The 26,018-nt window shown below is 71.1% G+C and carries 24 protein-coding genes; 16 read left to right on the top strand and 8 right to left on the bottom strand.

The features are described from left to right. Genes C4T78_RS09150 through C4T78_RS09170 form a run of 5 tightly spaced genes read left to right on the top strand, consistent with a single transcriptional unit; the run spans nucleotide 1 to nucleotide 4,189 of the window. Nucleotides 1-318: a PAAR domain-containing protein gene (locus tag C4T78_RS09150; protein WP_093358464.1), complete on the top strand. Its 318-nt coding sequence runs from the start codon at nucleotides 1-3 to the stop codon at nucleotides 316-318. After that, on the top strand, nucleotides 315-731 hold the full coding sequence (locus C4T78_RS09155; protein ID WP_093147011.1) for a GPW/gp25 family protein: 417 nt from the start codon (nucleotides 315-317) through the stop codon (nucleotides 729-731). Before C4T78_RS09150 ends, C4T78_RS09155 begins: the two co-directional genes overlap by 4 nt. Further along, nucleotides 731-2,704: a putative baseplate assembly protein gene (locus C4T78_RS09160; protein ID WP_093358466.1), complete on the top strand. Its 1,974-nt coding sequence runs from the start codon at nucleotides 731-733 to the stop codon at nucleotides 2,702-2,704. Before C4T78_RS09155 ends, C4T78_RS09160 begins: the two co-directional genes overlap by 1 nt. After that, a complete protein-coding gene (locus tag C4T78_RS09165) occupies nucleotides 2,701-3,261 on the top strand; it encodes a phage tail protein (RefSeq protein ID WP_093358468.1) in 561 nt (186 codons plus the stop codon). Before C4T78_RS09160 ends, C4T78_RS09165 begins: the two co-directional genes overlap by 4 nt. 4 nt (nucleotides 3,262-3,265) lie before the next feature. Beyond that, complete coding sequence (locus C4T78_RS09170; RefSeq protein ID WP_093358469.1) at nucleotides 3,266-4,189, top strand: NADase-type glycan-binding domain-containing protein; 924 nt, start codon at nucleotides 3,266-3,268, stop codon at nucleotides 4,187-4,189. Between the two features lie 6 nt (nucleotides 4,190-4,195). On the opposite strand, the gene C4T78_RS09175 is transcribed toward C4T78_RS09170, so the two are convergent. Further along, nucleotides 4,196-4,861: a nitroreductase family protein gene (locus C4T78_RS09175; RefSeq protein WP_093358510.1), complete on the bottom strand. Its 666-nt coding sequence runs from the start codon at nucleotides 4,859-4,861 to the stop codon at nucleotides 4,196-4,198. A 135-nt stretch (nucleotides 4,862-4,996) separates the two neighbouring features. Here C4T78_RS09175 and C4T78_RS09180 point away from each other — a divergent pair, with 135 nt between their 5' ends. From C4T78_RS09180 to C4T78_RS09215, 8 genes are all read left to right on the top strand, one after another. After that, complete coding sequence (locus C4T78_RS09180; protein WP_093358471.1) at nucleotides 4,997-5,587, top strand: TetR/AcrR family transcriptional regulator; 591 nt, start codon at nucleotides 4,997-4,999, stop codon at nucleotides 5,585-5,587. Between the two features lie 214 nt (nucleotides 5,588-5,801). Next, complete coding sequence (locus C4T78_RS09185) at nucleotides 5,802-7,139, top strand: HNH endonuclease signature motif containing protein (protein ID WP_093358473.1); 1,338 nt, start codon at nucleotides 5,802-5,804, stop codon at nucleotides 7,137-7,139. Nucleotides 7,140-7,321: 182 nt separating this feature from the next. Next, nucleotides 7,322-8,653: a type VII secretion protein EccB gene (gene eccB, locus C4T78_RS09190; RefSeq protein WP_093358475.1), complete on the top strand. Its 1,332-nt coding sequence runs from the start codon at nucleotides 7,322-7,324 to the stop codon at nucleotides 8,651-8,653. Next, the gene (locus tag C4T78_RS09195; protein ID WP_103908101.1) at nucleotides 8,653-10,884 is read left to right on the top strand and encodes a sensor histidine kinase; all 2,232 of its coding nucleotides are present in this window, start codon (nucleotides 8,653-8,655) and stop codon (nucleotides 10,882-10,884) included. The genes eccB and C4T78_RS09195 overlap by 1 nt, the downstream gene beginning before the upstream one ends. Beyond that, nucleotides 10,881-11,522 carry a DNA-binding response regulator gene (locus C4T78_RS09200; protein WP_374703868.1) on the top strand — a complete coding sequence of 214 codons (642 nt, stop codon included), beginning with the start codon at nucleotides 10,881-10,883 and terminating at the stop codon, nucleotides 11,520-11,522. Before C4T78_RS09195 ends, C4T78_RS09200 begins: the two co-directional genes overlap by 4 nt. Before the next feature lie 127 nt (nucleotides 11,523-11,649). Beyond that, nucleotides 11,650-12,312, top strand: a complete 663-nt coding sequence (locus C4T78_RS09205; RefSeq protein WP_093358512.1) for a response regulator — start codon at nucleotides 11,650-11,652, stop codon at nucleotides 12,310-12,312. Between the two features lie 19 nt (nucleotides 12,313-12,331). After that, on the top strand, nucleotides 12,332-12,988 hold the full coding sequence (locus tag C4T78_RS09210) for a sensor histidine kinase (RefSeq protein WP_235863901.1): 657 nt from the start codon (nucleotides 12,332-12,334) through the stop codon (nucleotides 12,986-12,988). Further along, nucleotides 12,985-14,121 (top strand): S8 family serine peptidase, encoded by a 1,137-nt coding sequence (locus tag C4T78_RS09215; protein ID WP_235863895.1) that lies wholly within the window; start codon nucleotides 12,985-12,987, stop codon nucleotides 14,119-14,121. Before C4T78_RS09210 ends, C4T78_RS09215 begins: the two co-directional genes overlap by 4 nt. Before the next feature lie 392 nt (nucleotides 14,122-14,513). Here the strand turns inward: C4T78_RS09215 and C4T78_RS09220 are convergent, their stop codons facing one another. The 7 genes from C4T78_RS09220 to eccCa all read right to left on the bottom strand — a co-directional run bounded on the left by C4T78_RS09220 (nucleotide 14,514) and on the right by eccCa (nucleotide 23,307). Further along, entirely contained in the window at nucleotides 14,514-15,731 is a 1,218-nt protein-coding gene (locus C4T78_RS09220) for an alpha/beta hydrolase (protein ID WP_093358517.1), read from the bottom strand. A gap of 21 nt (nucleotides 15,732-15,752) precedes the next feature. Next, a complete protein-coding gene (locus C4T78_RS09225; protein ID WP_093358519.1) occupies nucleotides 15,753-16,487 on the bottom strand; it encodes a transglycosylase SLT domain-containing protein in 735 nt (244 codons plus the stop codon). Between the two features lie 13 nt (nucleotides 16,488-16,500). Beyond that, nucleotides 16,501-17,700 (bottom strand): WXG100 family type VII secretion target, encoded by a 1,200-nt coding sequence (locus C4T78_RS09230; RefSeq protein WP_093358522.1) that lies wholly within the window; start codon nucleotides 17,698-17,700, stop codon nucleotides 16,501-16,503. A gap of 5 nt (nucleotides 17,701-17,705) precedes the next feature. Further along, a complete protein-coding gene (locus tag C4T78_RS09235) occupies nucleotides 17,706-18,056 on the bottom strand; it encodes a hypothetical protein (protein ID WP_093358524.1) in 351 nt (116 codons plus the stop codon). A gap of 520 nt (nucleotides 18,057-18,576) precedes the next feature. Further along, nucleotides 18,577-18,897: a hypothetical protein gene (locus C4T78_RS09240; protein ID WP_093147028.1), complete on the bottom strand. Its 321-nt coding sequence runs from the start codon at nucleotides 18,895-18,897 to the stop codon at nucleotides 18,577-18,579. Nucleotides 18,898-18,913: 16 nt separating this feature from the next. Next, on the bottom strand, nucleotides 18,914-19,273 hold the full coding sequence (locus C4T78_RS09245) for a WXG100 family type VII secretion target (RefSeq protein WP_093147030.1): 360 nt from the start codon (nucleotides 19,271-19,273) through the stop codon (nucleotides 18,914-18,916). A gap of 47 nt (nucleotides 19,274-19,320) precedes the next feature. After that, complete coding sequence (gene eccCa / locus C4T78_RS09250; protein WP_093358525.1) at nucleotides 19,321-23,307, bottom strand: type VII secretion protein EccCa; 3,987 nt, start codon at nucleotides 23,305-23,307, stop codon at nucleotides 19,321-19,323. A 129-nt stretch (nucleotides 23,308-23,436) separates the two neighbouring features. Here eccCa and C4T78_RS09255 point away from each other — a divergent pair, with 129 nt between their 5' ends. The 3 genes from C4T78_RS09255 to eccD are packed head-to-tail and all read left to right on the top strand — an operon-like array spanning nucleotide 23,437 to nucleotide 25,711. Continuing rightward, nucleotides 23,437-24,027 (top strand): WXG100 family type VII secretion target, encoded by a 591-nt coding sequence (locus C4T78_RS09255; RefSeq protein WP_093358527.1) that lies wholly within the window; start codon nucleotides 23,437-23,439, stop codon nucleotides 24,025-24,027. 17 nt (nucleotides 24,028-24,044) lie between these two features. After that, the gene (locus C4T78_RS09260) at nucleotides 24,045-24,362 is read left to right on the top strand and encodes a YbaB/EbfC family nucleoid-associated protein (protein WP_093358528.1); all 318 of its coding nucleotides are present in this window, start codon (nucleotides 24,045-24,047) and stop codon (nucleotides 24,360-24,362) included. Continuing rightward, the gene (gene eccD, locus C4T78_RS09265) at nucleotides 24,362-25,711 is read left to right on the top strand and encodes a type VII secretion integral membrane protein EccD (RefSeq protein ID WP_093358530.1); all 1,350 of its coding nucleotides are present in this window, start codon (nucleotides 24,362-24,364) and stop codon (nucleotides 25,709-25,711) included. Before C4T78_RS09260 ends, eccD begins: the two co-directional genes overlap by 1 nt. The last annotated feature ends 307 nt before the right edge of the window (nucleotides 25,712-26,018 follow it).

Consider the following 26,018-nt stretch of genomic DNA (forward strand, 5'->3'; position numbering starts at 1 on the left):
ATGCCACCAGCCGCCCGCATCGGCGACCAGACCGCCCACGGCGGTGCCGTCGGCACCCCACCGCCTGCCGCCGCTGCGAAGGTGGCCACCGTGCTCATCGGCGGCAAACCCGCTGCGGTGACGGGAAGCCTGCACGTATGCCCGATACCGCACCACGCCTTGCTGGGGCCCGGAAACGTGCTGCTGCCCGGGCCGCCGGGAGGTCGCGGTGCGGTGCTCATCGGCGGCCTGCCCGCGGCCCGCGTCGGCGACAAGACCACCTGCGGCGCGCAGATCGTCCTCGGCGCGATGAACGTGCAGATCGGAGGCGGGGCGTGAGCGATCGATTCATCGGCCGGGGCTGGGGATTCCCGCTGCGCGTCGACGCGACCGGCGGCATCGGCATGGTCGAGCGGGAGCAGGAGATCGAGGAAGCGATCCGCCTCGTGCTGGGCACCGCACCCGGTGAACGGCCGATGCGCCCCGAATTCGGCTGCGGGATCCACGACTACGTGTTCGCGCCGAGCGACGGCGCGACCGCCGGGCGCATCGCCCACGAGGTGCGCAGCGCGCTGCGCCGCTGGGAACCCCGGATCGAGGTGTCCGACGTCGTGATCGCATTCGACAGCGTCGAGGACGGCGTGCTCTACATCGACGTGCACTACACCCTGCGCGCCACCAACGATCCCCGGAACCTCGTGTTCCCCTTCTACACGATTCCGCGCAGCGGTGAGCCGGGAGACGCGAGCTGATGTCACTGCCGATGCCGAACCTGGACGACCGCCGGTTCCAGGACCTCGTCGACGAGGCCAAGCGCCACGTGCAGCGGCGCGCCCCGGAGTGGACCGACCACAACGTCTCCGACCCGGGCGTGACGCTCATCGAAACCTTCGCGCACATGGTGGACCAGCTCGTCTACCGGCTGAACCGGGTGCCGGAGAAGAACTACCTCGCCTTCCTGGAACTGCTGGGCATCCGCCTGTTCCCGCCCGCGGCGGCCCGGGCCGACGTGACGTTCTGGCTGTCTGCGGCACAAGCGGAGGTGGTGCTCCTGCCGCGCGGCACCGAGGTCGCCACCGCGCGTTCGGAGACCGGCGACGCGGTCGTCTTCGCCACCACCGAGGAGCTGCCCATCGTGCCGTGCGAGCTGACCGCGCTGGTGACGATCTCGGCCTCGGGCGAGCAGGCGAACCGGACCGACGACCTGCAGGCGAACGAGGACGTGCCGTGCTTCCAGCCGGAACCGGCGGTCGGTGACGCGATGCTGCTCGGGTTGAGCAACGCGGTGCCCCGCTGCGTGGTGGTGCTGCGGTTGGACAGCCAGGTGGAGGGCATCGGTGTCGACCCGCGGCAGCCCCCGCTGGTGTGGGAGTCGTGGGACGGGGTCGGCTGGACCGAGTGCCAGGTCTTCGACGACACCACCGGTGGGCTCAACCGGCCCGGCGAAGTGGTGGTGCACGTGCCCGCCGGGCACGCTCCCTCGGTGGTGGCCGGGGCGCGCGCCGGCTGGCTGCGCTGCCGCGTCGTCGCCCCCGAAGAGGGCCAGCCCTTCTACTCCGAGTCGCCGACCGTCCGGGTCGCGGAGGCCTTCACGATCGGCGGCATCACCGCGGTCGAGCACGCCGAGACCGTGACCGACGCGCCGCTGGGCGTGTCCGCCGGCGTGGCGGGCCAGCGGTTCCGGCTCGACCGGGCGCCGGTGCTCACCGACGGCGAGCCGGTGGTGGTGCAGGTCGCCGACGGCGAGGGCTGGGAGGACTGGCACGTCGTGGAGCACTTCGGCGACTCCGGTCCCACCGACCGGCACGTGACACTCGACCCGACCAATGGCGAGTTCGGCTTCCCACCCGCGGTGCGCGACGCGGACGGAACGCTGCGCCGCTACGGTGCGGTACCCGCGCGAGGCGCCCAGATCAGGGTGCCCAGCTACCGCACCGGCGGCGGACGGGCGGGCAACGTGGCGCGCGGCGCGATCTCGGTCCTGCGCAGCTCGGTGCCCTACATCACCGATGTCGAGAACCGCGAAGCAGCAGCGGGCGGAGTCGACGGGGAGACCGTCGACGAGGCGAAAGTGCGCGCGCCGCACCAGCTCCGGGTGCAGGAACGAGCCGTCACCGCCGAGGACTACGAGCTGATCGCGCGGCAGGCCGCTCCCGCCGCCGCCAGGATCCACTGCCTGCCCGCCGGGGCGCGCAACGAGCCCGGGGCGGCGAGGGTCCTGGTGGTGCCCGACGCCGTGGCCGATGTCGGCGACCAGATCCGGTTCGAGCAGCTGATCCCGGCGGAGCAGATGCTGGCCGCGATCGCCGCCAGGCTCGACGAGCGCAGGCTGCTCGGCACCCGGTTGATCGTGGAACCACCCTTCTACCAAGGAATCACGGTGGTGGCGCGGATGCGCGCGGGGAGATCGGACCCGACTCGGGTGCGCCGGGACACCCTGGACGCGCTCTACGGTTATCTCAACCCGCTGCGCGGCGGTATCGACGGCACCGGGTGGCCGTTCGGGCGGCCGGTGCAGCTCGGCGAGGTCTACGCCGTGCTGCAACGGGTCGAAGGCGTCGAGCTGATCGACGAGGTCCGGTTGTTCCCCGCCGATCCGATCACCGGGCAGCGGGGAGCGCCGGTGGACCGGGTCGAACTGGCCGCGCACGCACTGGTCTTCTCGCACCAGCACCAGGTGCTGGTGCAACCCGACGGAGCGGCCGAAGGCGGGGCGCCGCGATGAGCCGCCGGGAGATCCCCGACCTGGCCAGCCGCTACCCGCTGGGCGGCCTGCTCCCCGGGATGTACGCCGGGGACGACTTCGCCCAGCGGCTGACATCGGGCCTGGACGCCGTCCTCGCCCCGATCTTGTCCACCCTGGACAACATCGCGCACTACTTCGACCCGCGGGTGGCGCCCGAGGACTTCACGTCCTGGCTGGCGAAGTGGGTGGCGGCCGACCTCGACCCGGCATGGCCGCCTGCCCTGCGCCGGGTGCTGCTCCTGCGAGCCGTCGAACTGCACCGCTGGCGGGGCACCGCGCGCGGGCTGGTGGACGTGCTCCGGCTGTGCGCCGGTGTGCACGCCCGCGTGCTCGACGGCCCCGGGGCGACCTGGTCCACCCGGCCGGGCAACGCCCTCCCCGGGCCTGCCACCGCCCACGCCGTGATCCAGGTCTGGCCGGGCCGTTCCCGAGTCGACCGGGAGCAGGTCGTGACGTTGGTGAACTCGGTGTGCCCGGTGCACCTCGCCTGCTCCGTCGAGGTGCTTGCCGGGCCACCGCAGCAGGAGAGGCGGTAATTCGATGCGTTCCTGCACGACGTGCGGTGCGCAGGTCGCCCGCGACGACGACTTCTGCGGCACCTGCGGCACCTACCTGGGGTGGGGCTCGAACCCCGACGAGACGGCACCGGCCGCCGAAGCTCCGGCCCAGCGCATCCCCACCACGCCCGAGCCCGGCCCGGACCAGCCCGCGCCCGTGCAGCCGGCGGTCCCGGTCGCGCCACGGCCCGAGTCGACCGCACCGGCGGAGGAGGCCGCTCCCGACGGTCCGCCGTGCCCCGCGTGCAGCACTCCCAACCCGCCTGGTCGGCGGTTCTGCCGCCGTTGCGCGCAGCCGCTGGCACCCGCGCCGGAACCGGAGAAGACGCCGCGCCGCACCCGCCGCGCGCGGAACGTCGACGGGCACAAGGTGTTGCGCCGGCTGATCGTCCTCTGCGCGCTGCTGGTCGTGGTGGTCGGCGGCGTCCTGCTCTACCCGTTCGGCACGTACGCCGTGCAGGACTTCCTCGACAAGACCTCCGACACGGCCCGCATCGGCCCGGTGGGCACCACCGCCAGCGCGGAGGTACCCGGCCATCCGGCCGCGAACGCGATCGACGTGGTCAACGGCGAGTACTGGGGCGCCCCAGGTCCCGAGGCCTGGATCGAATTCGACTTCGACCAGCCGTTCCGGCTGGTGAGCATGCTGGTCACGATCGGCCCGTCGACCAAGGCCGAGCTGTTCGACACCCAGGCCAGGCCGACGTCCGCGCACATCACCGCGACCAGTGTCGACGGGCGCGCGGAAACGCGGATCGTGCAGCTGGCCGACCATCCCGGCCCGCAGCAGGTCGACCTCGGGGTCAGCGACGTCAAGCGGGTCCGCGTCGAGTTCCAGGGCACCACCGGCCTCACCGAGGGCAAGCACGTGGCAGTGGACCTGATCGAGTTCTTCAGGCGGAACTGAGGGCGGTCAGGTGTGGAAGCGCGTCGTCTCGCCGAGCGCCGCCCGCCCGGTCTCGATGTGGTTGACGGCCGCGGAGTCCCGGGCGTAGCCGAAGGAAATGCCGAAGAGGACCTTGCCTTCGCTGATCCCCAGGCAGTCGCGCACCACGTCGCCGTAGAAGCCGAGCATGCCCTGGGGGCAGCTGGCGACCCCGTACGCGGTCATCGCCAGCAGCAGCGTCTGCCCGTAGATGCCGATGTCGGCGGCCATCCGCTCGTCCGCGTTGGACGGCGCGAGCAGCAGGGCCACGTGCGGCGCGCCGTAGAAGCGGAGGCTCTCGGCCTGGAAGGCGTCACGCGCCTCGTGGTCCGCACGGCCGATGCCCAGCGCGCTGTACATCGTGGCGCCGAAAGCAGCCCGGCGCGCCCGGTGCACCTCGCTGTACAGCTCCTCCCGGTACGGGAAGTCCACGGAGAGGCGTTGCTCGGCGTGCGCGCTGAGCAACGCCTCGCTCAGCCGGTCGCGTGCCGCGCCGCTGAGCACTTCGACGTTCCAGGGCTGGGTGTTGGAGTTCGAGGGAGCCGCGCCCGCCAGGGAGAAGATCGCGCGCAGCGTCTCGTCGGGCACCGCTTCCGGCCGGAAGGAGCGCACTGCTCGCCTGCTCCGGATCAGCTCTTCGGCGTGTTCGGCCATGGTGGTCACTTCGGTGCTCCTCGCTGGGTTTCGGGTCGGTGGACGGCACACCCACCTGAGTACACGGTTGCGTTTACATTGCGACACGTTAGCAGACGGGAGCTCGTTAAGTACACGGGCCTGTACACTTAGCGGGTGGCCGAGCAGCAGGCGCCCCAGCGCCGCAAAGGACGAGGTGGGCGCGAACGCATCCTCGCCGCGGCGAACGCGCTCTTCGAAGCACAGGGCATCAACGCGACCAGCATGGAACAGGTGGCAGCCGCCGCCCCGGTCTCCAAGCGCACCCTGTACGCGCACTTCCCCACCAAGGACGAGCTCGTGGTCGGCCACCTCCGGGAACTCGTCGAGTCCGGCCGCACCCTGGAGGGCGTCTTCGACCGCGCGGACCTCACGCCGGAGGAGCGCATCCTCGCCTTGTTCGCAGCACCCGGCCACGAACCGATCCGCGGCTGCCCCTTCATCGACGCGGCAGCCGAATTCCCCGACCCGGCAAGCCCGGTCCACGAGTTCGCCGCCGAGCAGAAGCGCCGACTGGCAACCCTCCTCACCGAGCTGACCACCGCGCTGGGCGCGACGAGCCCCGCCGTCCTGGCCGAACAACTGGCCGTCCTGGTCGACGGCGCGGCCAGCCGCTCGATGGCGCTCAACGACGAGAATTGCCTCGAGCACGCGAAGGCCGCGGCGCAGGCGCTCCTCGCTGCCAGCACGGGTTCGACGCCTCGCTGACGCTCCAGACATCAGCCCGGGCGGCTTTCACCTCGGCGCCGTTTTTCTTTTCAGAAAATTGCGGTCAATTCGGCGTGTCGTCATGCCCGGCTATTGGAATTGATTGGCATCGCTGCGGAAAGTTCACCTATCACGCTGAAAGGCCTGGTATTTCGGCGTCTTGCCACCTGATCGAGCGATGAAGAATCGTTTTCCGCTGTGGATAGTCGTTGCCATGGACGGGCTGGCGGTGATCTCCGATCCGGGTGTGGACACTCACCCGGAGGCCGCCGCGCGCACCGACGAAGAGCTGCTCGCCGCGATCCGCGACGCCGAGGCCTCGATGCGAGCCGCCATGGCAGTTCAACTGCGAGCCATCGCCGAAGCCGAAGACCGCGGACTCCCCACCGCGCAGAGCGCCCGGAGCACCGAGGCCTGGCTCAAGAGCATGCTCAACATCGCCGGCGGCGAGGCGAAAAGCCGGGCGATGGTGGCACGTCTGGCCACCGAACGCACCACTGCCGACGGAACCCCGCTGCCCGCCGAGCTCCCGGCCACCGCCCGAGCGATCGCATCCGGCACGATCACCGTGCCGCACGCCCGCGTGATCGCCGACGGCATCCGCCGGCTGGCGCCGATCAGCACCGCCGCAGAGCTGGAACAAGCCGAGACCATGCTCGCCGGCTACGCGACCGAGCACTCCCCGCACCAGCTCTCCCGCCTGGCCGAGCGGACCCGCTACCACCTCGACCAGGACGGCGCCTACTGCGAGGAAGAAACCCAACGCCTCATCCGCGAGCTGAACTACGGCACCGCCGCCGACGGCATGACCGTCATCAACGCCCGCCTCGACCGCGAAACCGGGGCCAAGTTCCGGGCCGTGCTCCAACCTCTCGCGGCCCCGCGCCCCACCACCGACGGCGAGCTCGACCCCCGCTCGCCCGCGCAGCGCAACGCCGACGCACTCGACGCGCTGCTGGACATCGCCATCGCATCCGACAAGCTTCCCCGACCCGGCGGACAGCGCCCGCACATCGCGGTGACCATCGACTACAACGACCTCGCACGCGCGCTCAGCAGCGACGGGATGCCGGGCACGCTCACCGCGACCGGCCAGCCGATCACCGCCGAAAACGTGCGCCGAATGGCCTGCGACGCAGAAGTCCTGCCGGTCCTCCTCGGCAGCGACAACCTCCCGCTGAACGTCGGCCGCGCCGAACGCACCGCGCCGCCCCACCTCCGGGCGGCACTGCTCCTGCGCGACGACACCTGCGCGTTCCCGTCGTGCGACCGCCCGCCGGGCACTCCCGAAGCGCACCACCTGACGAGCTGGATCGACGGCGGCGCGACCGAGCTGAACAACCTCGTCATGCTCTGCGGACACCACCACCGGGCAGTCCACAGCCAACGCTGGACGATCCGGCTGGAAGAGGGCCGACCGGTATTCATCCCACCATCCACAGTGGAGGCATCCGGCCGGCCGAGACCAGGCGGCCGCCCCACGGGCAGCGAGCACAACGACATCATCCGGCGGGCCATCGGCGGCCCGGCGGACTCCTCAGCATGCGCCTGAACCACCGACGCCCAAGACGGTAGAAATACCGGCAGAGCACCGCGGTCACCTTTCCGCAACGATACGGGGAACGAAACACGTCCTATCGCTGCGAGATTGGCGAATGTTACCCAGCACGTACAAAAAGGTCGTACCGCTGAGTACGATCGCATCGATCAGATGCTCTGTACGGGGGTCACGAGGTGTGGACACAGCGAGATCAGATCCAGGCCTACCGGTTCCTGCGCCGTCGGCTGGTCTCCGCGCTCGTTTCCGCCGACGCCAACCACCCGGTGGCACCGGCCAAACGCGTCGTGCTCGGCACCGCGCTCGGGCTGGCCGTCGCGCTCCTGGTGTCCGCGGTGTTCGGTGTCATCGGCCTGCTCGCCCCGACGCGCGCGGAGGCCTGGCGGCAAGGCGGCCAGGTGATCATCGAGAAGGAGACCGGGACCAGGTTCGTCCTGGGCGAGGACGGCCTGCTGCACCCGGTGCTCAACTACGCCTCCGCCCGGCTGCTCGCCGGAGGTGACGGCACCAAGACCGTCACCGTGCCCGCCAAGTCGCTGTCCGGCGCTCCCCGGGGTGCGGCCGTCGGCATCGCCGGCGCACCCGATTCGCTGCCGCGCCCGGAGCGCCTGCTCAACGGCTCGTGGACCACGTGCACCCGGGCCGACCGGAACGGCGACGCCCCGATCACCACGATCCTGTTAGGACCGAAGGCCGGTGGCACCGAGAGCCGAGCGCTGCTCGCACGGCTCCCCTCCGGAGAACGGTTCCTGGTGACCGGAGGCCAGCGCCACCGCCTGGACGGTGAGCGCGCCCTGGTCGCCCTCGGGTACGCCGGAGCTCAAGACGTCCTGGTGACGCAGGCCTGGCTGAACACCCTCCCGGCCGGACGGGATCTGAGCCCCATCGAGGTGCCCGGAGCAGGCTCGCCCGGTGTCCAGGTGGGTTCGCAGCCCCGCTTGGTCGGGCAGGTCCTGGTGTCCGAGGTCGGCGAGTACTACCTGGTCCAGCGCGACGGCCTGGCCGTGATCACCGAGACCGAGGCGGACCTGGTGCTCGGAGCAGCGGGCACCGCCGCCGCCTACCCCGGCGAGCGCCCCCACCGGATCGAGGTCGCCACAGCCGACATCGGCGGCGTCCCGCGCTCCCCGGGCCGCGAGGACGGATATCCGGCACAGCGACCGGAACCGGTGGCACCCGGCCGAACGGCGACGATCTGCGCCTCCGACGGGCGCGTCACGTCCGGCTGGGAGTTGCCGTCGCGCCGGATCCCGGTGACCGCGCCGACCCCGGAGACGGCGAACGAGGTCTACGTCCCCGGTGGATCCGGCGCGATCGTCACCGACGCCGCGGCGGTCTACCTCATCACCGACACCGGCCTGAAGTACCCGATCCCGGGCGATGAGGCGGTTTCCGCGCTCGGCTACGGCGATCTGCCGCGGTACAGCGCGCCCGCCTCCGTGCTGGCACTGTTCCCGACCGGCACGGCCCTCGATCCTGGCCGGGCCCGGCAGGTGATCGCGGGCTGATGGGATCGGCCGAACGCGGGCTCGTCCACCTGGGACTGCACTACGCGGTGTGGGTGCGGGCGGTCGTGGTGGCCATGGCGAGCCTGGCCTCGCTCGTCATGGAGACCGAGCTGTCCCCCGGGTTGGCCGTCTTCATCGTCCTGGCGCTCAACGCCTGGAACGTCACCTACGCGATCTGCATGACCCGGGTCGGTGGGCGCTGGCCGGTGGTCGTGGACGTGCTGGTGGTGTGCGCGATCTGCATCACCCAGGCCTGGACGACGCCGGTCGACTCCGGCCCGGAGGGCACCACCTGGGTTCGGGTGTCGGCCGCGGTCATCCTCGTCGCCTACGCCTGGCACATCGGGGTGCGGGCGCTGGCCGCGGCGATCCCGCTGATCACCGCCGCGCACCTGGTCGGCACCGCGCTGGCCATGCCCGACCACTGGCTGACCGCGGCGCCGATCCACCTGTGGATGCTCATGGAGGCCACCCTCTCCGGATGGCTGTACCTGCTGGTGCGGCGCAGCGCCCAAACCGCTGATCAGCACGTCGCCCGCGGTGAGCGGCTGCGCCGCCAGGCAGCGGTCGCCGAGGCGCGCCGAACCGATGAGAGCGAGCACTTGGCGGCGCTGCACGACACGGCCTCGGCCACGTTGCTGATGGTGGGCGCCGGCGTGGTCAACGAGAAGCAGGCCTGGCTGGCCGAGCAGTCCAGCCGCGATCTGGAGGTGATCCGCGGCCGGTCCGTGGTCTCCGGCGGTGATGTCGATCTGGTGGGCATGTTGCGCGATACCGTCGCCAGGACTCCGTTGACGGTTCACGTGACCGCTCCCGGTGAGCTGGTGGTGCCGACGGTCGAGGCTGCCGCGCTGTGCCACGGGACGCGCGAGGCGCTGACCAACGTCGTGCGGCACGCCGGGACCGACAGCGCTGAGGTGATCGTCTCCCGCGATGGTGATGACGTCGTCGTCGAAGTCGTCGATGAGGGGCTCGGGTTCGACCCGGATCGCATCTCTTGCCACCGCTACGGCGTGACGCGCTCGCTGGTCGAGCGCATGCGCCGCACCGGCGGCAGCGCCGAGGTGACCAGCAGCCCCGGCTGCGGGACCCGCGTCCGGATGACCTGCCCGCTGGGCGTGCCGGAGGATCTCGGTGGCGACGCCGAGAACATCGCGGCCCGGTTCCTGCGCGGGCTGCAGTGGGCGGCGGTGGTGATGAACCTCGTCATCCTGTGCCTGCTGGACCTGCCGAAGCTGCTGACCCACCCCGAGGCCTACCGGCCGATGGCCGCCCAGTTCGCCGCCTGGGGCGGTTTCGTGGTGCTGACCCTGGTGGTGCTGGTCGCGCTGCGCCGGGGACGGTCGATCGGCCGCTGGCGCTGGCCGCTGATCGCGGTCGTCTTCGGCTTGTCCGTGCTGGGTACCGCGTCGGTGCGGCCCGAGGACCTGCTCGGTTTCGCGCACTGGTCGGAGGGCGACGCCGGCTGGACGCTGGTGCTGTTCCTGCTCGACTGCAGGCTGCTCGTCTTCGCCGTGACGCTCATCGCCCAGTACGTGTTGACCTTCGCGCAGGTGGGGCTGGCCGGTGACGCCGCGATCACGTTCGCAGATTCGGTGAACGCGACCGTGCTGATCGTCTCCTACCAGCTCTCGGTGGGCGTGATCTCGGTCGTGCTGCGCGCGCTGGCGGTGTCCTCAGCGCGCGTGGCCCGGGAGGAGGAGCAGTTGCGGACTTCCGAGGAGGTGGCGCGGCAGCTGCACCGGGACCGCAAGGACCGGTACGCGGATCTGGAGACCACGACGGTGCCGCTGCTGTCCGGGCTGGCCTCGGGTGCCCTCGATCCCGGTGACGATTCGGTGCGGCGGCGGTGTTCGGTGGAGGCGGCCAAGATGCGGCGCCTGTTCGCCGAGGACGCCTCGGTGCCCGATCCGCTGCTGCACGAGCTGCGGGCGTGCATCGAGCTGGCCGAGCGGCAGGGACTTTCGGTGCGCTTCGCCGCGACCGGCAAGCGCCCGGAGATCCCCAAGGACGTGCGACGCAAGCTCACCGAGCCCGCGGTGACCGCGCTGGCCACGGCCACCGGCACGGTGCGGCTGACGGTGGCGGGCACGGAGGATGCGGTCACGGTCAGCGTGATCGCCGATGCGCTGGAACCCGCGCTCCCGCACTCCGACGGGGATGTGTCGACGTCTGCGGTGGTCGACGGCGGACGGGTCTGGATCGAGGCGACGTGGGAGGTACGCAGGTGATCACGGTAGTGGTGGTCGACGACCATCCCGCGGTGGTGGCGGGGGTTCGCGCGTGGTGCGGGCTGGCCGATCCGCCGATCAAGGTGCTCGATTCCGGCCCGGCGGTGTCGGTGGCGTGGCTGGAGCCCGGCGCGACCGCGGACGTGGTGATCTTCGACCTGCAGCTCGACGTCACCGGCCCGGCGTACGGTGATCTCAAGCGCTTGGTGGACGCCGGGCGCCAGGTGGTGATCTACAGCATGCGGGCGGACCGGGAGACGGTGCTGACCTGCCTGGACATCGGCGCGTTCACCTATCTGACGAAGGCCGAGGGCGAGGACCACCTGGTGGCGGCGGTGCAGGCCGCGGCGGGCAACACCCCGTACCTGCCACCGTCGTTGTCCGGTGCTTTCGGCACCGATGACCGCCCGCACCGGCCCCGGTTGTCGCCGCGGGAGGCCGAGGTGCTGCTGGAGTGGTTCCACTGCGAGTCCAAGGAGATGGTCGCGCGCCGGTTGAACCTGACCGTGCACCGCGTCAACTCCTGCTTGGAGCGGGTGCGGGTGAAGTACGCCAACGTCGGCCGGGAGGCCCCGACGAAGGCAGCGCTGGTGGCGCGCGCGATCCAGGACGGTCTGGTGCGCGCCGACGAGCTCTGACCTGTGATCGGTAGGCGCCGCCGGTGCCGCAGGCTCGACCTGTCAATGGGGTACGAACAGCCACCACCGCAGGTGGCCGGACCTCGATAGCGTCGAATGCGGAAGTCCGACGGGGAGGAAGAAGCCGGTGGAGACCGAGCGGATTCGAGTCGGGGTGGTGGAGGACCACCCGCTGTACCGAGCAGCGGTGACCAGGGTGCTCGAGGAGGCCCCGGACATCGTGGTGGACGCGGTCGCGGAGTCGGTCGCGCAATTCGCCGCCCGCAGCCGGTGGCCGGGCAGCATCGTCGTCCTGGATCTGGGCATCCCGGGAGTGCGGGGCGCCGCCGCGGTGATGGAGATGGTGCGCCGAGGACATCCTGTGCTGGTCGTGTCGGCGCAGACCGATCGTGCCGAGGTGCTCGGCGCGATGCTGGCCGGGGCCCGGGGTTTCCTGGGCAAGGACGCCGACGGCGAGGAGATCCTGCACGCCGTCCGGGAGGTCGCGGCCGGTCGCAGCCACGTCGCTTCGAAGCTGGCGGACGTCGTGCTCGAAGCGGCTCCGCTCAAGCGCGGTCCGAGTGCCCGCATCGATCTGTCGCACCGCGAGGCCGAGGTCCTCGCCAGGCTCGCGGCGGGGGAACGCGACCAGGACATCGCGGTGGGTCTGCGGATCAGCATCCGCACCGTCCGGTCCTACCTGGACCGGATCCGGGACAAGACCGGCTTGCGCCGCCGCCCCGCGCTGACCGCTTATGCGATCGAGCACGGTTTCGCCACCTGCTCGGCCCCCGACCGCCTGTCGGCCTGACATCCGGGAGTCCCGCGTGATGATCTTCGCCGCTTCGCTCTGCTTGATGGTGCTGCTGGTGCTCAGCGTCCGGCTCGCGCACCGCGCCGGTTATCGGCACGGTCGTCGCTGCGAGCGGGATGTGTTGAACCGGTACCTGCACGACCGGGTTCTGCCGACGCTGGAGGCGTTGGCGCTGGGCAGCAGGTCGGACGAGAGCGCGGCTCCGGCTCGTCTCGCCGAGTTGCGCCAGGCCGCCAAGGAGCAGGCCGCGCTGATCCGCCGGGACATGGCCGCCGCTCCTGCCGCCGGCCGCGCACGGCTGGGGCCCGAGCTGGTCGCGTTGATCGAGGACCTGTCGCGCAGCAGGCTGCGCGCCGAGCTGATCCGCGCCGAGGTGGACGACACGCTGTCGGCGCCGCAGCGGACCGCAGTGCGCGATGCCGCAGGCGAGGCGCTGCGGAACACTTTGAAGCACAGCGGTACCGATAGGGCGGAAGTTCGGGTGGCGGAACGCGATGGCGGGATCTCGGTGACCGTTCGCGACCGCGGTGCGGGGTTCGACCCGGATCGCAAGCCGGGGTTCGGCATCGCGGAGTCGATCAAGGCGCGGATGGCCGAGGTCGGTGGTTCGGCGCGGGTGGAGTCCCGTCCGGACTGGGGCACGCAGGTCACGTTGTGGGTTCCGCAGTCGTGAGGTCCGCGCTCGTGGCCGCCGTGCTGGTCAGCGGTTTCGTCGTCACCCCGGCGGCTTCAGCGCAGTGCGCGTCCCCGGCCGGGGTGTACGCGGATCCGATGGGCTGGGCACAGCGGCTCACCGATGCGTCGGAGACGTGGCCGCTGGCCGATGGTTCCGGGCAGCTGGTGGCGGTCGTCGGCACCGGGATCGACGCGGGGAACGCGCAGTTCGCGCCTGGCCAGGTGGTGCCGGGTTCGGATCTCGGTGACTGCGACGGCCGCGGCACGTTCGCCGCGGGCATCGTGGGCGCGCAGCAGGTCCCGGGCACGGTGTTCACCGGGATGGCGCCGGGGGCCCGGCTGCTCGGGATCCGGTACACCGAGACGACCACCGGTGGAGGTGCGCCTTCTGCGAACGCGCTGGCAGGTGCGATCGGGCGTGCGGTGGACGCCGGTGCCACGGTCGTCCTGGTCGCCGTGCCCGCATCAAGCACGAGCCCGGCGTTGGAGGCCGCCGTGCGCGATGCGCTGTCCCGCAACGCGGTGGTCGTCTCCCCCGCCGCGGGCGAGGATCCGGATTCCCGGTCGTACCCGGCTGATCTTCCGGGTGTGCTGGTGGTCGGCGCGCTCGACGAATCCGGTGCGGCGGTGCAGGGCGAGGCCGGTGATCACCTGTCGATCGCCGCGCCCGGTGCTGATCTGGTCGGTGTTTCGGCGGGTGCGCGCGGTTTGGGGCACCGGTGGGGTGTCGATCTCCCGGCGTTCTCCGCGGCCTACGTCGCCGGTGCCGCGGCCCTGGTGCGTTCCTACCGCCCCGAGCTCGACGCGAAGCAGGTCGCCGACCGCCTGGCCCGGACCGCCAGCCGTCCGCCGAACGGCTATGACACCCGTCTGGGGTGGGGTGTGCTGAACGTGCGTTCTGCGGTGACCACGGAGCTCGCCGATGACCCGTCGGCGCTGGAACTTCCGCCACCTGCGCCCGAGGTGCCGACGATGCACCCGGCCGCGGGTCCGCCACCGCTGCCCGACCACTCCCCGCTGTCGGGCTGGCTGGCCCTGCTCGGCATCGCGGCAGCAGCGCTGGCGGTGGTCGCGAGGGCGACCATCAGGCTGGGCCGGGCGCGCCGCTGGCGCCCCGGCTCCGACACCTGACGCTTAAGGTACCTGGCGTTCCCCGACAACGGCCTCAACTCAGAGCTGCAGTGGTCCGGTCAGCACGCCACCCGGCGGATCGGGCACCACCGGCCTTGGGTGGTGAACCTCTGCGATTTCACTTGAAATCGGCTTACCGAAGTACCGGAGGCCCTGTCGAGAACATGGCCGATTTCAACTGAAATCGCAAACCACCCAAGGCGACCACCCACCGCTTTGAAACCACCCCGGCCCCATGCGCGTCGCCGACGGACACTGCAGTCGAGGGAATCCATCGCAGAGTCCCCGCACCGAGCGATCGGTGGTCGATCACCGTCTCGGTCGCCTCAGTGGAACGGCCGCTGAGCGACGGGGGATTATCGCTCAGCGGCCGGTTCTGGGGAGGTGTGCGCTCAGTGCAGCACCTGGGAGTTGTGGATGGAGCCGTTGACCACGCTGTTGATGTCGTTCCAGGAGTCCGTGCCCGGCGCGAGGATGCTGCTGTGCGATCCCACGTCCGGCAGGAACCAGCCGTCGTTGTCGCGGCTGGAGGGCAGCGGGATCACGCCGGGGAAGTCGTCCGGGTCCGGCCCGTGGGCTCGGCCCTGCGCCCACTGGATCGGGTCGCGCTCCATCGTCACCGAGTACCGGTTCTCCGGGTACGGGTTGGTCAGTTCTGTGACACCTGAGCCCATGCCGGCCGAGGCCACGTGGACCACGTTGTCGGCCCGCATGCCCGCGGCGTCGGCCAGGCCGACGATGGCGCCGCCGTAGCTGTGTCCGATCACGGTGACCTTGGCGTCCTCGCCCAGCTGCGGCCGCAGGTCGTTGTTGACGAAGTCGGCCAGCCGGGGCGCCATCTCCTGCGACGGGCCTGCGCCGCTGGCCTGGATCAGGCCCTGCGGGAAGTCGCCGTTCATCCACAGCACCGATGCGGTGCGCCCGCTGGTGTCGGCCTGGGCGTAGCTGCCGACGGTCTCGGTGTAGCGGGCGAAGTCCTCCACCCCGGTGTTCATGCCCGGCACCAGAACCGCCACCGACCGGGTGTCGGAGTCGAGCTTGCCGACCAGCGCCACCATCCGGCCTTCTCCGTCGAAGCTGAGGATCTGGGTGTTGCTGTTGAGGATCTCGTCGTAGGCGGCGATCTTCTCCCGGAGTTGCTGGATCTCCATCTCGCGGTTGACCGGGCCGACGCTGCCCTGCAGCTTGCGCATCTCTTCTTCGGCCGCGTCGCGCGCGAGCGCGATCCGGGCCCGGCTGGCGGAGTTGCGCTCGGCGATGGAGCTGCCCGCTCCCCCGTTCAGGACGGGCACGACCAGGTCCGGGTCGAGCTTCTTGATCTCGGCGGCTTTCTGCGCGTCCCACCGGCGGACGGCGGCGTTCGACGCCTCGATCCCGTCGATCATCCCGCTCAGCCGGCTGGAGGACGCCCGCAGGTTCTCCTCGCCCGCCTGGATGTTGCCGAGGTGCCCGGCTTGGGCGTGCTGCGATCCGGGCACGTTCGCGAACGCGTTCGTGCTCAGCGTGCGGGCGGTGAGGTGGCGGCGGGCTTCTCCGAGAACAGCCACTTGGTCGGGCAGCGACTGCGCCGCCGTGTCGAGGGCGGTGTGGTTCACCGCGAACCGCGTCATGTCCTTGTCTCCTCAGAAGGTTCAGACCTGGTCGATCAGGGCTCGCTGGCCCTGCTGGGCGTGCGCGGCGCGGTCGTCGTGCTGCCGGATCGTCCGCGCCGCCCAGTCCAGGTCGTCGCGGAACTTCTGGTCGGCGGCCAGCGCCCGGCGGGTGCTCTCGCAGGTGTTGGAGATGTTGGCCTGGTGGGCGCCTGCGGCCGCGGCGGAGGCCTGCACCCTGCCGAACGCGTTCTGCGACGCCGCGCCGTGGCTGAGCGCTTGCGAGGCGTTCAGCAGGGGTTTGCGGGTTCCTTCGACGAGTTTGGCCGCGGCGTCGAAGAACTTGGCGATCTCGCCCTGGAATCCGCTGGTGTTCGAGGCCTGCCGGGCGCGGACCGCGCCGCCGCCGGGGGTCGCGTTGCGCGCCCGGTCCATGAACCGCCGGTACTGCCCTTCGGTGTAGGTCGACCACTGGCCCCAACCGTGCTCGCGGAAGATCGCGTAGGCGTTGCGGGCGTTGGTCGCGGGGTCGGCGTTGGCCGCCTCGTTGCGGTGCGCGCGGTCGAAGGCGTTGCCGTGGCCGGGGTTCACCGAGCGGATCTGCCACAGGCCGACCGATGGGCCGAATGCTTCGGTCTGCAGGGACACGTCGCCGATCGCGGCCGGGTCGCCCTTGGATTCGGCGAGTGCGACGGCGACGGCGATCTGCAGGTCGTCTCCGCTGAACCCGGCGTTGGCGGCGTGCTGGGCGATCTGCTGATCGGTGAGCGCTGGCATGGTCGGATCTCCTTCAGTCGGTGGGGTCGGCGCCGAGCACCGAGGGGGTCACGACCGAGGACTCGCCCCAGACCTCCTCGGTCTCCACCAACCACGGCGGGATGCGGCGCGCCCCGGACATGTCCTGCGCCCCCGGGGCGAACGGCATCATCGGCATCATCGGCATGTGCCCGACGCCTGCGCCTGCCGCGTTCGCCGCTCCCGCCGCCGCACCCAGCACGCCCGCGGTTCCCATCGCGCTGGTGGCCGAGGCAGTCCCTCCCAGACCTGCCGCGGCGACCGGTGCGGCCGCACCGGCGCTCGGGCCACCGAGCGACATCCCGCCCGTGCCGGGCATGCTGATGGGTTTGACGGGCTTGCTGGTCTCCTCTTCCTCGGGGTTCTTCGGCTTGCCCCAGTCGGGCACCTTCGGTGGCCGGAACGTCCCGAGCCGCCCCATCCCGGCGGCCGACGCCGCGGCGAGCCCGGCGGTGAACATGTTGCCGAACAGCGGTGTCGAGGGCTGTTTGCCGGGCGGGTCCGGCACCAGCGGTGCCTGCTCGCCGGGCTGACCGGTTTCCTCGCCGCCGCCTCCGTGGCCGGGCTCGGCATCGCCGTCCGAGCCGTTCTCCGGCGCCGGGACTCCCGGAACCGACGCGTGGGTGGCCAGCGGCATGCTCTGATCTGCTTCCCGGTAGCGCGTGCCGAGCTCGGTCATGACCTGGATCGCCTTGCCGTGCGCCGCGTCCGCGGCCGCGCTCGCCTGCTGGTGTTCCTGCACTGCTCGCACTGCGGTGGCCTGGCGCTGGCGCAGCTGGGACACCATCGCGGGCGAGGCGTCGACGGGCACCTGCAGCGAGGCGGTCGCCCACTGCTTGGTCTCCGCGGGCAGTTCGGCGACCTCGACCGCGGGCGGCATCTCGGCGCGCGCTTTGGCCAGCGCGTCCGCCGAGTCGTGCACCCGGTCGCGGATGGCGAACGCCGAGTCGGCGATGCGGCGCAGCCCACCGGCCAGGTCCTTGATCATGACCCGGTACTGCTCGGAGGCGCCGCCCTGCCACTGCTCCTGGAACTTCGCCAGTTTGGCCTCCAGGTTGCCCGCCTGCTCGTGCAGCGCCGCCCCGACGCTGTCCCAGGAGTCGGCCGCCGGTCGCACCGAGGCGTCGTCACCGGACTGCAGCATCGCGACGAGCTGCTGGTGGCTGTAGGCGGAGAAGTCGGTGGGTTCCCGCATCTGCCTCACGCCCTCCTGAAGTCGACCGACTGCACGGTGGAGCCGAGACCGGACAGCGACGAGGTGATCTGGTCGTCGTGCTGTTCGTAGGCGTTCATCACGGTGCCGGTGATCTTCTCCGCGAAGTCGATCGCCTCCCGCGCGCGCCCGACCAGGTTGCGCATCTCCGCCACGGCGAGGAAGTGGTTCTCCCACAGCGATCCGGCTTCGTTGAACGCCCCGAGGCGGATTTCCCGCTCGGTGAGCGATTCGAGGTGCCCGTTCGGCCGGTCGATCCCGGTCAGCTGGGTGGTGAGCTCAGCGGCGAACTCCACCAACGACTGCAGATGAACCGCGAACGATCCATTGCTGGACATGACAACCCTTCCCGCGGTGTCGAAGGAGACCAACTCGGGCAGTACCTGGGAAACCCGGGTACCACGACTGACCCGCTCGCGGGCCGCGGAGGACCGATCTGGCGATGCGGGGTGCCCGTGAGTGCTTTGGGGTGTCATAGCGCCCCAAAGCACTCACGGACGGACGGTCTGCGTAACCAATCCCACCACCAAAGGCCGGGCGGCGAGGCGCGGACGCCACCGGGCAAGGCCGGGACCGGCAGTCGCAAGGCAAGTCGAAGTGATGAGGCACGTCGTCAGAACAGCCGTCATCGGGCAAGCGGCGAAGCCGCTTTCGGCGGTGAACAGCAACTGCGACGCACGACCGGCACCGAGTGCGAGGTGTCGCATGCGGACAGCCCGCCCTCGCAACCGGCACCGCCGCGGGTTCTCAGAGGCTTTCTCGCGAGGACAGCCCGGACGCCGCGTACACGTCCGGTCCCGGAGTCGAGAAAGCCTCTGAGGTTCCGCTACCCGCACCGCCGCGCAAGACGAGTGCAGCTCAGTGAAACTTCGCCGCCAACGAATTGTCGAGGGCTGCTCCGTCCATCGCCGAGCGGCTCAGCAGCGAACCCAGGTTGTTGATGATCTGGGTCATCTCTCCGAGGGCGCTGCGGAGGTTGGCTTCGGCGGTGCGGGCGTCGGCACCGGACTGGCTGCCCGACTGGTACCAGGTTTCGCGCACCGGGCCCAGCGCGGTGTCCAGTTCGCCGAGCGCGGTGCTGATCGAACCGGAGTAGCGGACCAGCGTGCTGCCCGCGTTGTCCACCGCGCCGAAGTTCATCGCGACGGTGTCGCTGGAGGGTCCACCCACGTAGCTCATGCTCGCTCCCCTGTGCTCAGCCGTTGAGGCCGGCGATGATGCCGCCGCCCGAGTGCAGGGCGGCTGTGGTCTGGTTGATCTGGGTGCTCTGCTGCTCGGAGAAGCCGGCGTGCTGGTTCATGACCTCGTTGAACTTCGTCGCGATGACGGTGAGTTCGTTCTGCGCGCGCTGGATCTTGTCGTTGAGCAGCATCTTGTTCTGGTCGAAGGCCAGCCGCGCCGAGCCGTTGAAGTTCTGCGTCGCGCCGACCAGACCCTCCACCTCGGCGTTGAGCTTGGCCATCATCTCGCGGATCCGCGTCGCCGTGTCGTCGAAGTCGCTGGACGCCTTGCTCATGACCGCCCGGTCGACGACGACACCCTGGGGTGTGCTCATGTTTTCGCCTCCTTTCGCCTGTGACACTAGGGATGTTCGCGGTGCCGTCACACGGCAGAACTGACGTCGTCGGCGACGGCACTTGTGCCCGCACCGAACGGAGTCCAGGCCACCTGGACCAGTTCGTTCGCGGCGCGGCGGCGCACCAGCACACCGCGGCCCGGTGGCTGTTTGCCCGGCCGGACGTCGCCGAGCAGCGGGCCTTCGTCGCGGCTGCCCGACATCACCAGTCCTGGTGAGCCCAGTTCGCGGATGCGCTGGACGACCGGGTCGAACATGGCTCGCGCCGCGCCGCCGCTGCCGCGGGCCAGCACCAGGTGCAGGCCGATGTCGCGGGCGTGCGGCAGCAGGTCGAGCAGCGGCAGCAGCGGGTGGGTGACCTTGCCGGGTGAGGCGACGAGTTCGTAGTCGTCGACGAGGAGGAACAGTTCGCGACCCTGCCACCAGTCGCGGCGCCGCAGCTGTTCGGGGGTGATGTCGGGGCCGGGCAGCCGTTCTCGCATGGCTTGGGCGACTTGGGTGACGGCGTCGTCGAGCGCCGGTTCGGATCCGGCGTAGCCGAGCAGGTGCTCTTCGGCGATGGCGCCGAGCAGGCCGCGCCGGTAGTCCACCACGATGATCCGGGCTTCTTCGGGCGTGTACTGGCGGGTGATGCCGTGCGCGATGCTGCGCAGCAGAGCGGTCTTGCCGCTCTCCACGTCGGCGAAGGCGATGAAGTGCGGTTCGGTGGTGAAGTCCAGGTACACCGGTTGCAGGTCGGATTCGGCCAGTCCCAGCGGGATGGCGCGCCCGGCGGGAAGCGGCAGTTCGTCGGCGGCGACCTCGCGCGGCAGCAGCCGCACTCGCGGCGCCGGGGTGCCCGGCCATGCCTGGCAGACCCTGGCGACCAGTTCGGAGGTGCCCGCGGCCAGGGTTTCCGGTCGCTGGTCGCCGTCGGCTCGGGGCAGCGCCGTGAGCATGTGGAGCTTGTCCACCGTCAGCCCCCTGCCCGGTGCCGCGGCGGGGACGTTCTGCGCGGCGCGGCGGTCGATCATCGAGTCGCTCGGGTCACCGAGGCGCAGTTCGACGCGGGTGCCCATGCTGTCGCGCAGCGGGGTCGGCAGGTTCAGCCACCAGGTGGTGGAGATGATCACGTGGATGCCGAAGCCGAGGCCGCGGGTGGCCAGCCGGACCAGCGGGTCTTCCAGCGAGGAGAATTCCTGGCGCACCGTCGCCCAGTCGTCGACGATGACGAACACGTCGCCGAATTCGCGTCCCGTTCCGCCGCTTTCGGTGAACTCGGCGCGCCGTTGCCGGAATGTCTGGACGGAGTCGATGCCGTGCTCGGCGAAGAACGCCTCCCGCTGGTCCAGCAGCGTGGTGGCCTCGGCGACGATGCGCCGGCAGCGCTCCTCGTCGCGGCGCGCGGCGTGGCCGCTGACGTGCGGCAGCCCGGCGACGGCGGCCAGCGCGCCGCCGCCCATGTCCAGCAGGAAGAACTGCACTTCCGCCGGGGTGTGGGTGAGGGCGAGCGAGGCGATGGTGCTGCGCAGGAAGGTGCTCTTGCCGCTCTGCGGAGCGCCGATCAGCAGCGCGTTGCCCGCGGCGCCGGAGAAGTCCAGCCACAGCTGGTCCCGGCGCTGCTCGAACGGCTTGTCCACGGTGGCCACCGGGACGACCAGTCCGCCGTTGCCGCTCCAGCCGACCGGGCAGAGTCCTCGCTCCGGGTCGAGTCCGAGGGCCGGGAGCAGCTGGTCGAGGGTCGGCGGTTCGTCCAGGGGCGGCAGCCAGATCCGGTGCGCGCCCGGCCCCCGCCCCACCAGGCGGTCGACCATCGCGCTCATGATGGTTTCGCCGGTGCTCTCCTCCGGTTCGGCCTCGGGCAGCTGCGCGGGCCACACCACGGGTGGTGCCGGGTCTTCCGCGCGGTCCAGCCCGAAGGGGATGACCTGCTTGCCCGGTGCGGATTCCGGTACCGCACCGGCTGCGGCGCGGGCCGGGAGTTCGCCGGAGACGTAGGCGGCTTTGAGCCGTTGCAAGGTGTCCGTGTCGCTCTTGAGGTAGGCGGAGCCGGGCACCGCGGGCAGGTGGTAGGCGTCCGGGACGCCGAGGACCGTGCGGCTTTCCGACGCGGAGAAGGTGCGCAGCCCGATCCGGTAGGACAGGTGCGCGTCCAGTCCGCGCAGGCGTCCTTCCTCCAGCCGCTGGGAGGCCAGCAGCAGGTGCACCGACAGGCTGCGTCCGAGGCGGCCGATCATCACGAACAGGTCGATGAACTCCGGTCGGCTGGAGAGCAGTTCGCTGAACTCGTCGATGATGACCAGCAGTGCGGGCAGCGGTGCGAGGTCGGCACCGGCTTCGCGGGCCTGCTCGTAGTCGCGCACCGAGGCGTAGTTGCCCGCGGTGCGCAGCAGTTCCTGGCGGCGGACCAGTTCGCCGTGGATCGCGTCGGCCATCCGGTCTACCAGCGCGAGGTCGTCGGAGAGGTTGGTGATCACCGCGCAGGTGTGCGGGAGTTCGCTCATGCCGGCGAAGGTCGCGCCGCCCTTGAAGTCGATCAGCGCGAGGTTCAGCGCTTCCGAGGAGTGCGTCACGGCCAGGCCGGTGACCAGCGTGCGCAGCAGTTCGCTCTTGCCGGAGCCGGTCGCGCCGATCACCAGTCCGTGCGGGCCCATGCCGCCTTCCGCGGATTCCTTCAGGTCGATCTCGACCGGCAGCCCGTCGGGGTCCAGTCCGAGGGGGACGCGCAGCCGCTCGCGGGCGCTGCGGGGCCGCCAGGTCACCGCCGGGTCGGTGTCGCGGGGGTCGCCGAGGCCGAGCAGGTCGGCCAGGCCGAACGTGGTGGACATCGGGGTTTCGGCGGCGGCCGAGCCGGGTGCGTGCCACGGTGCCATCGTCCGGGCCAGCGCTTCGGCGGAGGTGGTGTTCAGCTGGTCCGGTTCGCCGACGTAGCGGAACCCGACCTCGTCGTCGCTGCCGACCAGCATGCCCATCAGCCCGTCGGAGACGTGCAGGAACAGCGCGTTCGGGCGAACCGCGTCGGGTGGCAGCTCGGTCAGTTCCAGCACGGTGGCGCCGTGTCGCTCGGCTTCCGGCGGGACGGGGGCGCCGTCGGAGATCACCAGCAGGTGCGGGCGTTCGGCGTCGGGTTTCGCGTTCTTGGTGAACGCCGGGCGTTCGGTGAAGTCGGTTCCCAGCAGTTCGGCGAGCGCCGCGATGTCGCCGGCCGCCAGCCGGACCGGTCCGGCTGCGTCGGTTTCGGACTCGTCCTGGGCGTGCGGCAACCACTTCGCCCAGTCCCAGTCCACTCGGTTGCGCTCCGCCACGCACAGCGCCACGCGCAGGTCGGCCGGCGAGTGGAAGGTGACCGCTTGGCCGATCACGGCTCTGGCCAGCTCGGCGACCTCGTCGCGGGCTCCGCTGATGGTGATGCGGGCGTAGCCGCGAAGCGCGATGGCCACCGGCAGGTCGGGTACCGTCGAGTAGGTGCGGATGAAGTGCCGCAGCGAGGTGGAGGCGACCGGGTCGAGGTCTTCCAGCGGCGCGGTCTGCGGGGCGCGCAGCGGGGTGGCCAGCTGCTGGGGGCCGAGTCCGATGCGGACCTGGCCGAAGTGCGCGTCGGTGCGGCGCCGCTCCCAGCGCCGCTGGGTGGGCACGATGGTCCACAGGTCTTCGGGTTCGGGTTGGGTGAACAGCAGTGCGGCGCGCTGGGCTTCGGCGGTTTCGCGCACCTGCTTGCGCAGTCCGGCGAGGTAGCGCTGGTAGTCCCGGCGCTCTTCGTTGATCTTGGCCTTGGCCGACTGCCTGCCGCCCGCCACCGACATGGTGATCATGCCGATCATCACGACGACGAACAGGCCGCCGAAGATGTAGGTCATCGGGCCGCCGGATCGTCCGATGTAGACGAATGACATGGCGCCCATGCCCAGCATCATCGGCACCATGAACATCATCTGCATCCAGGACTGGCTGCCGCCGCCCTTGGCCACGCCGGGCGGGGCCTGCAGCACGATCTGCTCGGGCGCGCGGTCGCGCAGCGCCGGTTGGGTCCGCATCGGGTACTTCCGCCTCCACTTCGGGGTACTCCTGAAGTGTCGTCGCCGCGGCATCCGCGCAGGTGGGTACTTTTGCCGTCCAGCCGCCGACCGACTCCGCCCTACGCTCGCGGGGAATGGAGGTGCGGCATGGACACCAGTCTGGTCACCGCGATCATCAGGGCAGGCCTGACGCTGCTCACCCAAGCGGTCAGCGACGTCACCGGCGACCCGGGTGAACTGCGGTCCAAGGCCAGGGATTGCGCGCAGTGCGCCCAGCAGGTGGGTGCGGCGGCGGGGGCGACAAACCAGGTCGTGACCCAGTTGGGCGAGACCTGGAACGGTCGGGGCTACGACGCGTGCCGGCAGCAGTCCGACGGCTTCGTCGACCAGTTGACCAACGTCCTGAAGGTGGCGCTGGAGAAGGAGAGCCAGCGGCTCACCGCGGCATCCGACGCGCTGGTGCAGGCCCGCAGCACGGCGCAGCAGCACAAGGCCGATTTCCTGCAGAAGGCGATGGAGATCGTGCAGCGCATGATGGACGGGATCCGGGCCGCGCAGGGCATGAGCTCGCCGTGGCGGGAGGTGGCCATCGCGCTGGCCATCATGAACGCGGTCGTGCAGGCGACGCAGCTGAAGTCGCAGTCCGAGGCCTCCGCCGAGCAGAACAAGAACGCGCTCAGCCAGACCCTGACCACCCTGTTCGCCGACAGCGGCACGCCTGCCGCCGTCGCCGCCTGAACGCCGGAAGCGCACCGATGAACGCTGATCTGCCCGAGATGGAAGAGCTGGTGCAGCTGATGCAGCACCAGCAGGCGGAGATCGACCGCATCCGCCAGGACATCGACACCGTCCTGGTTTCCGGATACTCGCGCAACGACGAGGTGACCGCCACCCTGCGCGGCACCGGTCGGTTCACCGAGTTCGAGATCGATCCGGAGGCGTTGCGCCGCTACGACGCCCGCGACATCGGCGAGGTGATCGCGGAGGCCGCCAACGATGCGCTGGAGCAGCTGGCCCGGCTGGCCGAGCAGCGGCTCGCGCCGGTGCTCAGCGCCACCGACGAGCTCACCTGATGGCGGCACCGCGCCGGGTCACCGTGGTCTCGCCCGGTTCCCGGGTCGACGTCGCGCTGCCGCTGGAGTGCACGGTGGCCGAGCTGATCCCGCAGCTGGTGCGGCTCAGCGGGACGCCGCCGCGGTCGGAGCAGCACCCGGGTTGGGTGCTGGCCCGCCTCGGCGGCGCTCCGCTGGCGCCGGGGCTGACGGTGTCGGCGACGCTGATGCAGGACGGGGAGATCCTGTCCCTGCAGCCGCGCCCGAGCCGGGAGACACCGCTGGTCTTCGACGACGCGGTGGACGCGATCGCCGGTGCGGCGCAGACCCGCGCCGGCCCGTGGCGGCCGCGGACCGGGCGGCGGGTGAGTCTGCTGGCGGCTCTCGCGCTGTTCACCGGGACGACCGCGTTCGTCGCCGGGGCGCTCGGCGGCAGCCTGCTGGCACCGGTGTCGTGCGCGCTGATCGCGGTGGCGCTGGTGGTCTCCGGTGGTGCGCTGTCGCGGGCTCGCGGCGACGTGGACGCCGCGACGGCGACCGCCGCGGCCGGTGTCCCGGCTGCGCTGCTGGCCGGAGCCACCGCGCTGCCGCCGCACTCCCTGGTGGGTTCGCTTCCGCTCGGGCTCGCCGCGGTCACCGCCTATGCCACCGCGGCGGCGATGCTGGTCTACCGGTTCACCTGGTTCGCGCCGATCATCGCCGCCTCGGCGCTCGGTGCGGTGATCACCGCGTGCGTCCCGCTCTTCGACCTGCCCGGTACCCGGATCGCGGCGGTGGCTGTCGCGCTGACGGCGGCGCTGACCGCGGCCGCACCGATGATCTCGCTGCGGCTGGCCAGGCTGCCGATGCCCAAGGTGCCCGCCGACATGGATTCGTTCCGCGCCGACGAGCAGCCCACGCTCGGCTCGGCGGTGCTCGGCCCGACCACGACGGCCAGCCACATCCTGACCGGCCTGGTCACCGCGCTGGGCATCGTGACGGCGGGCTGCTGCCTGGTGCTGCTCGGTGATCCGTCACCGTGGGCGCCGGTCCTGGTCGCCGTGGTGGCCATCGCGTGGTTGCTGCGTTCCCGCTCCTACGCGGGCACCGCGCAGCGGGTGGCGACGATCGTCATCGGGCTGGTCCTGCTGATCGGTCTGACCACCCGCCTGCTGTCCACACTGGACGCTGACTGGCTGCTCGCGGCGGGCGCGGGGACCGCGCTGGCCGGGGTGGCGTGCCTGTACTACGCCGGGCGCGGCCCGAGCGCCGCTGCCCCGATCCGCGCCCGCTGGCTGGACCGGATCGAGTACTTGGTGCTGATCGCCCTGATTCCCACCGCCGCCGCGGTTCTGGACCTCTACAACACCATCCGCGACGCGGTCGGCTAGCCCGTTGCGCACCGCCCGGCCACCAGGGCGGTGCGCAACACCCACCCGGGCTCTCATCGCTTTGCCGCCCGGACGACCGCACACCGAGTTGCAGCGCACAAGGATCGAACCAGTCGACCGGACGAATCTGACAGCGCCGATCGAGGGCGACTGGGTCGGCCTGGACCTGGAGCTGCCGCAGGCACTCCGACCGGGCCTGCGGCCGGAGGCCGCGAACGGGAACCAGATGGTCCTGTCCCAGGTGCCGGATGCGGTGCTCTTCGCCGCGGTCGACGATGACCGGGGCGGCGTCGAGTACTCCCGCACG

Source organism: Saccharopolyspora kobensis (assembly GCF_900108315.1).
Classification (GTDB): domain Bacteria; phylum Actinomycetota; class Actinomycetes; order Mycobacteriales; family Pseudonocardiaceae; genus Saccharopolyspora; species Saccharopolyspora kobensis.